The sequence below is a fragment of the Foetidibacter luteolus genome (assembly GCF_009650435.1).
Classification (GTDB): Bacteria; Bacteroidota; Bacteroidia; order Chitinophagales; family Chitinophagaceae; genus Foetidibacter; species Foetidibacter luteolus.
In genome coordinates this window covers 30870-44251 of sequence record NZ_VVIP01000065.1, presented here as the reverse complement: position 1 = coordinate 44251, position 13382 = coordinate 30870, and the positions used below count along the sequence as shown (strand labels likewise).

The window sequence follows — 13382 nt, the reverse complement described above, 5'->3', positions numbered from 1 at the left end:
ATGAAAAAAAATTACGTTTTATTACTTCTGGCTGCGTTGTTTTGTTTTACATCATGCTCGGTATTACGTACCGGTACGGTAAAGGAAGATGGGAAAATTGATATTGTGCTTTTGCAGGTAAATGATGTGTATGAAATAGCGCCGCTCGAAGGAGGGCGTTTGGGCGGCATGGCAAGAGTGGCCACTTTAAAAAAACAATACCTGGCGCAAAACCCCAATACCTTGCTTGTAATGGCCGGCGATTTTGTAAGCCCGTCCGTTTACAATGGCCTTAAGTACCAGGGGCAGCCTATCAGGGGCAGGCAAATGATTGAAGCCATGAATGCCGCTGGTATTGATATAGCAGCTTTTGGAAACCATGAATTCGATATCAGCGAGCAGGAACTGCAGCAAAGAATAAACGAGTCGGCTTTCCGGTGGGTGTCCAGCAATTCCTTCCATAACCTTAACGATAGAGTAATACCATTTACGAAAACTGTTAGCGGAATTACTGAACCATTACCCCAGTACATCATAAAAACTTTTACCGACAATGATGGAACAACAGCCAAAGTAGGTTTCATCGGCATCAATATTCCATTTAATAAAGCCAGGTATGTAACCTATAAAGACCCATTTGCTACTGCGCTTACCGTGTATAACCAAATTAAGGATTCCTGCAACGCGGTTGTTGCCATTACCCACCAGTTAATAGAAGACGATATGAAGTTGGCTGCACAGGTGCCGGGGCTTGCGGTAATATTGGGTGGCCACGAACATGACATGAGGTTTGAAAAACAAGGCAACATTTACATTACAAAAGCGCATGCCAATGCAAAGTCCGCCTTTGTGGTTAAGTTGTCTATTGATACCCGCACCAGGGCAATGCAGGTAGTGCCTGTTCTTAAAAACCTGAACGATTCTGTTGTGTTGGATAGTGTTACAAGTGGGGTAGTTAAAAAATGGGGGGCCATTGCAGACTCCAGCTTCAGGGAATCCGGGTTTAATGCAGCAAAAGTGGTGATGCCTGCGGGCCAGGCCCTTGATGCCAGGGAATCTGTTATACGCCGCCAGCCCACTGCCTTAACGCAGCTTATAGTTAAAGCCATGGCCTATGCCTGCCCCGATGCCAACCTGGTAATTTTTAATGCAGGCTCTCTAAGGCTTGATGACGAGTTGCACCCGCCTGTAACCCAATACGATATCCTGCGCACCTTGCCCTACGGCGGAGCTATAAGAGAGGCCGATATGACCGGCAGGCTTTTAATTAAAACGCTGGATGCCGGCGTTAAAAATAAAGGGCTGGGTGGCTTTTTGCAGTATTCATCTTTTGTAACCCGCAAAGATGGAGATGGCAAATGGTACATACATAACCAACCTGTGGAGCCTGAAAAAATTTACAAAGTGGCGCTTACGGATTTCCTTGTTTCCGGTAAAGAGGTTAACCTTGATTTTTTGAATGAAAAAAACTACGATATTCATCGGTTGTACAACCCGCAAACTTCTCCCGAAAATTCTAAAAGCGATATACGGCTGGCACTGATACGCTATCTTGAAAAAATGTAAAAGCCTGCGGCTTTTTAGGATTTTAGTTTGGGGGTGTCCCTCGTACCTCGGGCCGGGCTTTCCGCTCATACTCCGGCACAGGGCCGGCGCACAAACCTTCACCGGGGTAACCGCTTCAATCCCTCACCCGAAGGCGGATATACCTACGATTCGTCATTTATCCCGCAAGTAAATGTGCGTTAATCGTGAATCGCAAGTTGGTTTTTACTTCATCATTCAATATTCCTTGCTCCTTGTTCGATATTAATTTCGTGAGTGGTGAATGGTGAATCGTGAGTGGGGGCATTTCGTTCGTTCAATATTCCTTGCTCCTTGTTCGATATTAAGTAGTGAGTGGTGAGTGGTGAATAGTGAGTGGGTTGCATTCCGCTTCATCATTCAATATTCTTTGTTCCTTGTTCCTTGTTCGATATTAATTTCGTGAGTGGTGAATGGTGAATCGTGAGTGGGGGCGTTTCGTTCGTTCAATATTCCTTGTTCCTTGTTCGATATTGATATCGTGAGTGGTGAGTGGTGAATAGTGAGTGGGTTGCATCCCGCTTCACCCTCATCATTCAATATTCTTTGTTCCTTGTTCGATATTAAGTAGTGAGTGGGTTGCATTCCGCTTCGCCCTCATCATTCAATATTCCTTGTTCCTTGTTCGATATTAGGTAGTGAGTGGGTTGCATTCCGTTTCGCCTTCATCATTTAACGTTCCTTGTTCCTTGTTCGATATTTCTACCCGGGTCTGAAAAGATGCCATGAAAAACCGGACGATGAAAGTATTGCGACGCAACGAAGTCTCCATAAAGTGATGCAGCCAGGCTCAAAAAAAACAAAACGTGTAATACCTAAAGCACAAAACGCCGGTATTTACCGGCGTTTTGTGCTTTATAGTTTAACTGTTAAAACTGTTTAGAGCGTTCTTTTCACTTCTTCCTGCTCGTATGCTACTAATGTATCGCCAACAGAAATATCGGCGAAATTTTTAAGAGTTAAGCCGCATTCGTAACCGGCAGCAACTTCTTTCACATCATCTTTAAAACGCTTCAGGCTGCCCAGTTCAGCAAAGGCGCCTTCCTGCCTGGGGTAGGTAAGAATGCCATCGCGGAACAGGCGTATTTTGCTGTCGCGTTTAATTTTGCCTTCGGTAACATAACAGCCTGCCACGGTGGCTTTGTCAAATTTAAACACGTCGCGTATTTCAACTGTAGCCACTTCTTTTTCTTCCACCTTAGGTTCAAGCATGCCTTCCATGGCGCTCTTGATTTCTTCAATAGCGTTGTAAATGATGGAGTACATTTTAATCTGTACGCCTTCGTTTTCAGCCAGTTTGTTGGCCTGTGATGACGGGCGGACGTTAAAGCCCACGATGATGGCATCAGAAGCGGTTGCCAGTACCACATCGCTCTCCGAAATCTGGCCCACACCTTTCAAAATAACCCTTACAGCTATTTCTTCGGTAGACAGTTTTTGCAGAGAATCGCTCAGGGCTTCTACAGAACCGTCCACGTCGCCTTTAATGATAACGTTGAGTTCCTTAAAGTTGCCCAATGCCAGGCGTCGTCCAATTTCGTCAAGCGTAATATGTTTTCTTGCACGCAGCCCCTGCTCACGCAGTAACTGTGCACGTTTGGTAGCTACTTCTTTGGCTTCGGCTTCATCCTCGTACACACGGAATTTTTCACCGGCCTGCGGGGCTCCGTTAAGACCTAATATTACCACCGGGGTAGATGGAGGCGCTTTTTCAACACGCTGGTTACGCTCGTTAAACAAAGCCTTGATGCGTCCAAAATGCTGGCCGCTCACCATCAGGTCGCCTTGTTTCAGCGTGCCGTTTTGAACTAGTACCGTTGCAACATAGCCACGCCCTTTATCCAGCGATGCCTCTATGATGGTTCCGTTGGCTTCTCTTTCCGGGTTAGCCTTTAAATCAAGCAGTTCCGCTTCAAGAAGTATCTTTTCCAGCAGCAGGTCAACATTCAGGCCTTTTTTGGCAGAAAGCTCCTGGCTTTGGTATTTGCCGCCCCATTCTTCCACCAGCAGGTTCATTTGAGAAAGCTGCTCGTAAATTTTGGTTGGGTTGGCGCCGTCCTTGTCTATTTTGTTAATGGCGAAAATCATGGGAACACCGGCAGCCTGTGCGTGGCTGATAGCTTCTTTTGTTTGGGGCATTACCGCATCGTCCGCGGCAATTACAATTACAGCGATATCTGTAACCTTGGCACCACGGGCACGCATGGCAGTAAACGCTTCGTGGCCCGGCGTATCAAGAAAAGTGATGTGTTTTCCGTTAGGTAAGGTAACCTCGTAGGCGCCAATGTGCTGGGTAATGCCACCGGCCTCGCCTGCCACCACACTTGCACTGCGTATATAATCGAGCAACGATGTTTTACCGTGGTCAACGTGGCCCATGATAGTTACAATTGGCGCACGTGGCTGCAATTCTTCTTCCTCGTCCACAATTTCTTCATCTTCTTCTTCCACATCATCTATCCCAATAAACTCAACTTCGTAACCAAATTCACCCGCTACCAGTTCAATTACTTCCGCATCAAGGCGCTGGTTGATAGATACCATTATACCCAGGCTCATACACTTGCTGATAACATCAGCGAATGTTACATCCATCAGGTTGGCCAGCTCGCTAACGGTAACAAATTCCGTTACCTGCAGCTTGTTATCATCACCTACATCATGCATGGAATCGGCCATTTCCTGCCGTTTTTCCCTGCGGTATTTGGCTTTCAGGCTCTTGCCACGGCCACCGGTACCAGCCAGTTTGGCCTGTGTTTCACGTATTTTTTCCTGTATTTCTTTCTGGTCAATCTCTCTGTCCTGGTGTATGGGGCGAATATCCCTGCCACCACGGTTGGGGCCTCCTGGGCCTCTGCCACCTTGCTGGCCACCACGGCCGCCTTGCTGGCCGCCGCCACCTCCACGGTTAAAACCGCCACCGCCTTGTTGGCCACCATGACCACCGGGGCCACGGTTAAAGCCGCCTTGCTGGCCACCACCCTGTTGACCGCCGCCGCGGTTAAAACCACCGCCTTGCTGGCCACCGCCACCGGGTCCACCCGGGCCACGGTTAAAGCCGCCTTGCTGGCCGCCACCACGGTTAAAGTCGCCGCCGCCATGGCGCTGGTTAAACTGGCCGCCACCCTGTGTATCGCCTGCCTTCTTTTCAACAGGTATACGTTTGCGTTTGCGTTTTTCGTCGTTGGCCTGCTGTCCGCCGCCGCCTCCACCGGTGCGTAAGACTGTTGGTTTGGGGCGGGTATCGCTGTCAACAGGCAGTTCTATTTTGCCTAAAATTTTTGGGCCTTCTATTTTGCTGGCTTTAATATTTTCAATTACAGGCGCTGCTGTTTCGCCGGATTCTTCCTGCTCACTTACCGGTGTAGTTTCCGGCTGGTCAGCCACTACAGGTTGTTCTACTTCCCTGGCTTCTTCTCTTTCCTTTACAACAGGTGCAGCAGGCACGTCGGGCTCTTTTTCTTCCGCTATTGATGGCTGCTTTGTTTCAGGTTCTTCCGTAACGCCGGCTTTTTGTATCGTTTTCCTCGGCCTGGTAGATGAGTCTATGGCAGAAAGGTCTATTTTGTCAATAATCTTTGGCCCTTCCAGCTCAGGTGCATCAATACGCACAATAGCTTCGGCTGCCGGAGCTTTAACCTCCGGTTCCGCAGCTTTGGCCTGCTCTGGTTCCGGTGGGGCGGCAGCAGTAATGGGAGGTACAATTTCCGCAGGTTTTTCTTCAACAGCAGCATCCTGCCTGGGCTCCTCTTTAATAACCGGTTTTTTCTCTTCCTTCCTGAAAACAATCTCTTCTTCTTCCCGTCTTTTTCTCGCTTCGCCCTGGGTACCTTTGGGTATCTCAATCAGGTCAGCTTTGTTTTTGGCCACCTTATCGTTTTGAAAACCTTGCTGCAGCGAACGGTACATTTCTACCGTAAGCTTTGCGGATGGTTTCAAATCATCACGGTTAAACCCTTTGCCAGCCAGGAATTCAACCAGGGTATCCTGGCCAATATTGAACTCCTTGGCTGCCGCTAATAATCTTGGTAATTTAATTTCTGACATTCAGTTTTTTTTATACCGCAGGCTGCTGTATTTCAAACCTGCCGGTTTTATTTTATTCAACCCGGATGCAATACTACTACTCTATTTCCGGAAAATTAGCGGTTAATACCGCTGCCCGGTATTGTGTAACCTTTCTCCCCCTAATAAACCTCAGTTTTTTAGCTTACCCTGTACAACTGTTGCAGTTAATTGCTACCCTCTTTCAAATTCTTCTTTAAGAATTCTCCTGAGTTCCTGGATGGTTTCTTTTTCCAGGTCGGTTCTCCTTTCCAGTTCTTCAACAGTAAGTTGTAAAACACTGCGGGCAGTATCGCAACCAATACGTTTTAATTCATCAATTACCCATGGTTCAATTTCATCGCTGAATTCTTCCAGGTCAACATCAAATTCCTCTTCCCCTTCATTTTCACGGAAAACATCAATTTCGTACCCTGTTAATTCACAGGCCAGTTTAATGTTAACGCCGCGGCGCCCAATGGCCAGCGAAACCTGGTCGGCTTTCAGGAAAACTTCAGCATGCCTGGCTTCGTTATCCAGCTCCATATAGCTTATTTTGGCTGGCGTTAAGGAGCGTTGTATTAACAGTTGTGTATTGGCGGTAAAGTTAATTACGTCAATATTTTCATTTTTCAATTCGCGTACAATACCATGTATGCGGCTGCCTTTCATACCCACACAGGCGCCCACAGGGTCAATCCTGTCATCAAAACTTTCCACTGCAACTTTTGCCCTTTCGCCGGGTTCCCTTACAATTTTGCGGATGCTGATAAGGCCGTCGAATATTTCGGGTACTTCAATTTCAAGCAACTTGGCTAAAAAGTCAGGGCTGGTGCGGGACAGTATAATAACAGGTGTGTTATTTTTCATGTCCACCTTTTTTACCACTGCACGAATGTTTTCGCCTTTCTTAAAATAGTCCTGGGGAATTTGTTCGCTTTTAGGCAAAATAAGTTCGCTGCCATCTTCATCCAGCAATAACACTTCCTTTTTCCAAACCTGGTAAACTTCTGCGCTTATAATTTCACCAATACGGTCGCTGTATTTTTTTACCAGTACATTTTTCTTAAGGTCGCTTATACGGCTTGCCAATGTTTGCTTGGCAGCCAGTATGGCCCTGCGGCCAAAATCAAAAATGTTTACTTCTTCATACAATTCTTCACCCACCTCAAAGTCGGGTTCAATTTTAACAGCGTTGGTGTATTCAACTTCCGCCAGCGGGTCCATTACTTCACCGTCTTCCACAATCATACGTCTGCGTATAATTTCCAGGTCTCCTTTTTCGGCGTTTACAATCACGTCAAAGTTCTCATCGCTGCCAAATTTTTTGCGGAGCAATGTTTTAAACACGTCTTCCACCACTTTCATCATGGTAGGGCGGTCAATGTTTTCAGCATCTTTAAACTCCTGGAATGCCTCAATTAAGTTAATACTTGCCATACGTTAAAATTTAAGTACGAAGTACAAAGTACCCAACACGTACACAATTTAAAATTGAATTTGAATTGTTGTTGTTTTTATGTTACTGAATGGTATTACAATTTGTTGTGTAACAGCCTTTTTGCCTTTGCCCGTTGTTTCTTCTATAAGAATATCTTCTTCTGCCACCTGTACAAGTTTGCCTGTTTTTTTGCTGTCATCGTTAAACGTGATTTCCACCTGCCTGCCCTGGTTTTTGGCATATTGGCGGTGGTTTTTAAGAGGCTCACCAACCCCGGGGGATGAAACTTCAAGCGAAAACTCACCTTCCGGGTACATAGCCGCTTCTTCAATCAATTTATACAGTTTACGGTTAAACTGCACACATTTATCAATAGCTAATCCTTTGTCTCCATCAATAAATACTTTAACGTTGTTGGTGGGCTTTATCCTCACATTAATCCTGAAGTACTCAGGCTCGGAAGACAACATCTCGTCCACCATCTGCTCAATTACCTGTATTTGGGTATCTGGCGCCATAGTAAAATTCCGTAAAAAATTTTCAATATCAAGAAGGCTGCAATCCCACTGGTGTTCCAATAAACCTCAGAAAAAAGACGGCGGTATTTATCCTGAATGGCTGCTGGAGAATTTCGGGAAAAAGAGAAGGGAACGGCTTCGTTCCCTTCTTTTGTATCTTCTTTTCTGGCGCAAATGTAGCATAATTAATCAATAGCTTCCAAATTTTAAAATAGCATCTGTAATGCGGTAACATACAGGATACAAATACAAAATCCGGAAAGAAATTTCGGGCGTGCCCAAAGGGCCGGGCTTTCCGCTACTACTCCGCCACAAATGGCAAACGCACAACGCCTTCAGCGGGGTAGCCGCTTCAATCCCTCACGCGGCAGCCTGCATATCCCTGGCCATGCGGGTATATTTTGAACAGCCGTTTAACATTTTATGAGCATTTCATTAATACAACGCCGTTAACTTTACAACATGTTGAAAATATTGCTTTACATATTCCTGTTTTACATGCTGTACAAGCTCATTTTCGATTTTATTTTGCCGGTTTCAAAAGCAACCTCCCAGGTAAAAAGTAAAATTCGCGAAATGCAGGAAGCCCAGGAACAGCAGATGCGCAGCCAGAGAAATAACGCTCAGTCACCAGAGCCCCCCGGCAAATCTTCTACTACCACTACCGATGGCGAATACATTGAGTATGAAGAAGTGAAATAAGCTGTTTTTTTCGACCGCTTTTAGCCGGATTATAAATCAAGTTGCAATACAGAAGATGGGGGTACCAGGTGAATGGTTTGCAAACCTGCCTTTTTTGCTCCTTCAATGTTGGAAACAGTATCGTCTATAAACAGTGTTTCTCCCGCCAGCAGCCCCTGTTCTTCAAGAATTTTCCGGAATGATTCAGGATAAGGCTTTCTCAGGCCCAGGTCGTGGGAATAATACGCTTTGATGAAATTACTGTCAAAGTCCTGCCGGCCGGTGTCTTTACGGTAAATTTCGCGGAATACATCATAATGGATCCTGTTGGTATTGGAGAAAAGGAAAACTTTGTATTTGTCTTTTATGCCTTCCAGCCACTCAATTCTTTCTACAGGAAAATCAAGCAGCATGGCATTCCAGGCACTGTGGATCTGTTCATCGGTAAGGGTAACGCCCGATGCCTCCCTAAAACCTTCATAAAATTCCCCGGGTGTAATTTTACCGGTTTCCAGCAGTTCAAAAATATCTGAAGCATGGTGTTGCGTGTAAAGCGTGGGGAAATGGGTAACCCCCATATCTATAAACGCCTTTTCTGTTTTGGGGTAATCTATGTTCAAAAAAATTCCCCCCAAGTCGAATATGATATTTTTGATTGGTTGCATGGCGCAAATCTAAAAGAATTTTGTCACTAACTACAGGCGGCCCAGGCTACCGGTGACAGGTATATAACTGTGAAGCCTGTTGAGTATGGTGAACAGCGGGCAAAGTATACCTGTAATGCTTCCGGGTGCTGCATTTGTTGTTAAGGAAAGTTGCCGGGTACAAGTGACACAACCGGGCCGCCATTCCGGCGAAACCACAGTATGCCAAAGTGATTTTTATCAACTTTTTCAGGATGTATCCTGTTTAGCTTTGGCAAAGTAAAAGTTTGCGGTATGCAGGCCTTTGCGATTGCAAAGGGCCAGCATTTAATTGTAACATGAACCCAGCACAGACAGTCATATCAAGGGAGCCGGATAAATTACTGATCGAAAAAGAGTTCAGTTTTCGTACGCTTACCACATGTGAGTGCGATAAATCCGGTCATCATTATCTGAAATTCGAGTTTATTAATATTGACTTGCCTGAAGTGCAGATTCTGACCAGCCTGTTTGCCGAAGGGGGAATAGTTGGTGTTAAGTCGGCAGTACTCAAAAAGCGTCAAATTAAAATCTCGCGGCTGTACATTGTCCATATCCGCATGGATAACGATATTGTTTCCTGGGAATGCCGCAATGAAAAATAAACAGGGAGGATCGCCATTTATCTATAATTTGCAATAGCGATAAGCCTGGCTACATCCTTAACCATAATTTTCCTGCCTTTGGTTTCTACAATGCCTTGCTGCCTGAACTCAGAAAGAATGCGGACAACATTTTCGCGGGCTGTTCCTACCAGGCTGGCCAGGTCTTCCCTTGAAAGGTTGATCTCCACCAGCATTCCCGGCTGAAAACTTTCCTTGTATTTTTCCCTGATAACAATCAGTTGAAGAGCCAGCCTTTCCCTCACTGATTTCTGCGAAAACAACGAGAGGCTGTTAGCCAGCACAGCAAATTCATGAGCAAGGGTTTTTAAGAGCCGCTGGTTGAGGACAACAGATTGATGAAGCGCCTCTGTAAAATTTTGCCGGGCTATAAACGCAATGATGGAATCTTCCAGTGCGGCAGCCGAATCCGGGTATCGCCCTTCGGACAGTACTGCGTGGTAGCCGATCAGTTCGCCCGTATTCGCCACATAAATAATCTGCTCCCTGCTCTGTTCATCTATCTTGAATTTTTTAATTTTTCCGCGGACAATGAAAAAAATCCCTGCAGGATATGTCCCTTCCCTGAAAACTGTTTCTCCCTTTTTGTAAAGTTGTTCCTGCCGGTCAGCCATCAGCAGTGCCAAATCCCCCGGCGGCAACCCGGCAAGGACAGAGGCAGATTTAAAATCCCATTTGTCAATTGGAAAAAGACCATTGATACTCATGATGCTGCTCAAAGCTACTTAGTTGGGCAGCAATAAAAAATTGAAAAATATCACTTTTAAAGGTGATAAGGTTTACCGCAGGCTGTAAATACCAGTGATAGCTTTGCAGCATGATGACCGGGGGGCAGTTAGAAAAGATTTGTTTTATAGGCCTCACATGATGGATTGACTTTAAAGGAACCATTGCCTATGCTTGTGTATGCCCGCTTAGATTGGCGGGTATAAAACTGGTTAAGCAAGTAATATTTTCTAAAAACGGCGGCCTGTAAAAGCAAGGTGATTTAATGGCGATCTTTTATACGAATGGTTATTACATTCTCATTTACTTGTATAAAACCTGCCCGCAAAAGCAGTAGCGTGCTGCACTTTCGGGTGAGGGATTGAAGCGGTTACCCCGGTGAGGCCTTCGCAGCAGGGCTTTTGTGCCGGAGTAATAGCGAAAAGCCCGGCCCGAGGTACGAGGGACACCCCCTAAAAAATATTGCAGCGGCGAAACAGTACAAATTAGTTCAAAAAAGAAAATGCTAAGGTAAAGTATGCAGCGACCCAGTTTTGCTCCGCATAATGTAGATACATGGTTTCAGTCGGATTACCAGTTTCACCAGCTTTACCCTGCGCCGATGCAGGCGCTTGCCCGCAGGCACTGGACACCGCTGACAGTTGTACAAAAAGCAAGCAGGTTCCTGGCTGCAGAACCCGGAGCGAGGATACTGGATATCGGATGCGGCATTGGCAAGTTTTGTTTGGGAGCAGCCTATTTTAAACCGGATGCGCTGTATTATGGCATAGAACAAAGGAGAGACCTAGTTGGGTATGCGGAAACCGCCAGAGATGAGTTGGGTTTTGAAAATGTTTCTTTTTTACATGGGAACTTTACCCAACTGGATTTGAGGGACTATGACCACTTTTACTTTTACAACTCCTTTCACGAAAACCTGGAAACCACGGCAAGAATTGATGACAGTATTGCTTACTCCGGAGAACTCTATAACTACTACAGCCGCTATTTATTCAGGCAACTGGACCAATTGCCCGCAGGCGCAAGGCTTGCCACTTTTCATAGTATGGAAAATGAGATACCCCCGGATTTTCATGTTGTAGGAACGGAAATGAGCAACCTTTTAAAATTCTGGATAAAGACCGATTGAGCAATGGCAGTATAACGTTTATCCTGCAAACTTTTAATATGCCAACCATGCTGCAACTGGAAGCTTATAAGCTGTTAGTGAAAATCTTATCCGCAGAATGGCCGGAAATTGTAACAAATGTTATTGATAATACGATGAAATGGCGCAATATCATAACGGCAAAAATGTATTTCAGCAAGATGAAACGCGGCCTGGAAACGAAGGCCGGATATAAAATTAACCGCAGTTGATATTCAAACCGAAACTTGTAGATACGCTGAGGGGGTACCGCAGACCCCAGTTTGTACAGGATATACTGTCGGGGATTATTGTTGGCATCATAGCCTTGCCGCTGGCTATCGCTTTTGCTATTGCATCTGGCGTATCTCCTGAAAAAGGTGTGTACACGGCCATTATTGCCGGCTTTGTAATTTCTGCTTTAGGAGGCAGTAAGGTGCAGATAGGCGGGCCAACCGGCGCTTTTATTGTTATCGTTTACGGGATAGTGCAGCAGCATGGTGTAAATGGCCTCGTTATTGCCACATTTTTGGCGGGTTTAATGCTTACGGGCATGGGCTTTGCCAAACTGGGAGCGATCATAAAATACATTCCGTATCCGTTAATAACAGGGTTTACCAGTGGTATTGCGCTGATCATTTTTTCTTCCCAGGTAAAAGATTTGCTTGGATTGGAAATGGGGGCTGTACCGGCGGATTTTGTAGATAAATGGAAAAGCTATGCCACCCATGTTCATTCGGTTAATAAGTATGCCTTATTTGTTGCCATTGCCACCGCAGGAATAATTTTATTTTGGCCTAAACTGACACACAAAGTGCCGGGCTCGCTTATGGCGATAATTGTTACAGCCGCAGCCGTACACTTTCTCCATTTACCTGTTGACACAATCGGGAGCCGTTTTGGCGACATTCCGTTTTCTTTGCCGGCCCCCGGCATACCGGCACTTGATCTTAGCACTTTAAAGAGTTTGATACAGCCTGCATTTGCCATCGCGCTATTGGGCGGCATTGAATCCCTATTGTCTGCCGTGGTAGCCGATGGTATGACAGGCGGCAACCACAGGTCTAATACAGAGCTGATAGCGCAGGGAGTTGCCAATATATGTTCTTCCGTTTTTGGGGGAATTCCGGCAACCGGTGCTATAGCAAGAACGGCAGCCAATGTTAAGAATGGAGGCCGTACACCGGTAGCCGGCATGATACATGCGCTTACCCTTTTGCTCATCATGCTGTTTTTTGGAAAATGGGCTGCATTGATCCCCATGGCAACACTGGCAGGTGTGTTAGTGGCAGTTGCGTACAATATGAGTGAATGGGAGCATTTTATTGCCGTGTTCAAAGGGCCGAAAAGCGACAGGGCTGTTTTGCTGGCAAGTTTTTTACTCACCGTATTCGTAGACCTGATTGTGGCTATTGAGATCGGGATGGTACTGGCAGCCTTTCTTTTTATGCGCAAGATGATACAGATAAGTGATGTAAGCTTAATCAGCACCGGGCCCAACGATGAAAAAAATGACCTTTCTGATAAGGAAACCATAGCTAATTACAGGATACCCGCAGAAGTGGAAGTCTTTGAGATTACCGGCCCACTTTTTTTTGGCGCTGTTTATAAATTTAAGGACGCCATCAGGCTGATAGAGAAGCCGCCGAAAGTGCTGATCATCCGAATGAGGCAGGTGCCTATTATTGATGCTACAGGTATCAAAACCATTGCCGAAGTTCACAAGGAAACCAGGCGTCAGGGTACTAAACTTATATTGGCGGATGTTGGCAGTAAACAGGTACGGCAGGCGCTGGGGGAGGCCCGGCTTTTATTCGCTATTGGAAAGGCCAATGTAACCAGCAGCTTTGAAGCTGCCCTTAAAAGATGCAGTGAGGTACTGAAAGATGCAAGCTGACAATGGGCGGACGAATATTTTTCCCATGCTTAAGCGATCATTTATTCAACGCACCACTCAAGGATAAATTGCTGCAAAAA

The 13382-nt window shown here is 45.7% G+C and carries 11 protein-coding genes; 6 read left to right on the top strand and 5 right to left on the bottom strand.

All coding sequences use genetic code 11. The features are described 5' to 3' along the window. A complete protein-coding gene (locus tag F0364_RS21470) occupies positions 1-1545 on the top strand; it encodes a bifunctional metallophosphatase/5'-nucleotidase (RefSeq protein WP_153799872.1) in 1545 nt (514 codons plus the stop codon). An 897-nt stretch (positions 1546-2442) separates the two neighbouring features. Here the strand turns inward: F0364_RS21470 and infB are convergent. The 3 genes from infB to F0364_RS21455 form a co-directional block, all read right to left on the bottom strand. After that, positions 2443-5610, bottom strand: a complete 3168-nt coding sequence (infB, locus tag F0364_RS21465; protein WP_153799871.1) for a translation initiation factor IF-2 — start codon at positions 5608-5610, stop codon at positions 2443-2445. A 192-nt stretch (positions 5611-5802) separates the two neighbouring features. After that, entirely contained in the window at positions 5803-7047 is a 1245-nt protein-coding gene (gene nusA, locus F0364_RS21460; protein WP_153799870.1) for a transcription termination factor NusA, read from the bottom strand. 48 nt (positions 7048-7095) lie between these two features. Beyond that, entirely contained in the window at positions 7096-7566 is a 471-nt protein-coding gene (locus F0364_RS21455; protein ID WP_153799869.1) for an LSm family protein, read from the bottom strand. A gap of 462 nt (positions 7567-8028) precedes the next feature. Between F0364_RS21455 and F0364_RS21450 the strand changes: the two genes are divergently transcribed. After that, on the top strand, positions 8029-8268 hold the full coding sequence (locus F0364_RS21450; protein ID WP_153799868.1) for a hypothetical protein: 240 nt from the start codon (positions 8029-8031) through the stop codon (positions 8266-8268). A gap of 29 nt (positions 8269-8297) precedes the next feature. Here the strand turns inward: F0364_RS21450 and F0364_RS21445 are convergent, their stop codons facing one another. Next, a complete protein-coding gene (locus tag F0364_RS21445; protein ID WP_153799867.1) occupies positions 8298-8912 on the bottom strand; it encodes an HAD family hydrolase in 615 nt (204 codons plus the stop codon). Positions 8913-9229: 317 nt separating this feature from the next. On the opposite strand from F0364_RS21445, the gene F0364_RS21440 reads away from it, so the two are divergent. Next, positions 9230-9535: a hypothetical protein gene (locus F0364_RS21440; protein WP_153799866.1), complete on the top strand. Its 306-nt coding sequence runs from the start codon at positions 9230-9232 to the stop codon at positions 9533-9535. Between the two features lie 17 nt (positions 9536-9552). Here the strand turns inward: F0364_RS21440 and F0364_RS21435 are convergent, their stop codons facing one another. Beyond that, positions 9553-10272 (bottom strand): Crp/Fnr family transcriptional regulator, encoded by a 720-nt coding sequence (locus F0364_RS21435; protein WP_235921189.1) that lies wholly within the window; start codon positions 10270-10272, stop codon positions 9553-9555. Between the two features lie 524 nt (positions 10273-10796). On the opposite strand from F0364_RS21435, the gene F0364_RS21430 reads away from it, so the two are divergent. Genes F0364_RS21430 through F0364_RS21420 form a run of 3 tightly spaced genes read left to right on the top strand, consistent with a single transcriptional unit; the run spans position 10797 to position 13302 of the window. Further along, on the top strand, positions 10797-11408 hold the full coding sequence (locus tag F0364_RS21430) for a methyltransferase domain-containing protein (RefSeq protein ID WP_153799865.1): 612 nt from the start codon (positions 10797-10799) through the stop codon (positions 11406-11408). A gap of 38 nt (positions 11409-11446) precedes the next feature. After that, positions 11447-11638: a hypothetical protein gene (locus F0364_RS21425; protein ID WP_153799864.1), complete on the top strand. Its 192-nt coding sequence runs from the start codon at positions 11447-11449 to the stop codon at positions 11636-11638. Further along, positions 11635-13302: a SulP family inorganic anion transporter gene (locus F0364_RS21420; protein WP_235921188.1), complete on the top strand. Its 1668-nt coding sequence runs from the start codon at positions 11635-11637 to the stop codon at positions 13300-13302. The genes F0364_RS21425 and F0364_RS21420 overlap by 4 nt, the downstream gene beginning before the upstream one ends. Positions 13303-13382 lie beyond the last annotated feature (80 nt).

Bases quoted from the DNA above. Each gene is read 5' to 3' on its own strand.
- F0364_RS21470 (WP_153799872.1), top strand. From the start codon at position 1: ATGAAAAAAAATTACGTTTTATTACTTCTGGCTGCGTTGTTTTGTTTT.
- infB (WP_153799871.1), bottom strand. From the start codon at position 5,610: ATGTCAGAAATTAAATTACCAAGATTATTAGCGGCAGCCAAGGAGTTC.
- nusA (WP_153799870.1), bottom strand. From the start codon at position 7,047: ATGGCAAGTATTAACTTAATTGAGGCATTCCAGGAGTTTAAAGATGCT.
- F0364_RS21455 (WP_153799869.1), bottom strand. From the start codon at position 7,566: ATGGCGCCAGATACCCAAATACAGGTAATTGAGCAGATGGTGGACGAG.
- F0364_RS21450 (WP_153799868.1), top strand. From the start codon at position 8,029: ATGTTGAAAATATTGCTTTACATATTCCTGTTTTACATGCTGTACAAG.
- F0364_RS21445 (WP_153799867.1), bottom strand. From the start codon at position 8,912: ATGCAACCAATCAAAAATATCATATTCGACTTGGGGGGAATTTTTTTG.
- F0364_RS21440 (WP_153799866.1), top strand. From the start codon at position 9,230: ATGAACCCAGCACAGACAGTCATATCAAGGGAGCCGGATAAATTACTG.
- F0364_RS21430 (WP_153799865.1), top strand. From the start codon at position 10,797: ATGCAGCGACCCAGTTTTGCTCCGCATAATGTAGATACATGGTTTCAG.
- F0364_RS21425 (WP_153799864.1), top strand. From the start codon at position 11,447: ATGCCAACCATGCTGCAACTGGAAGCTTATAAGCTGTTAGTGAAAATC.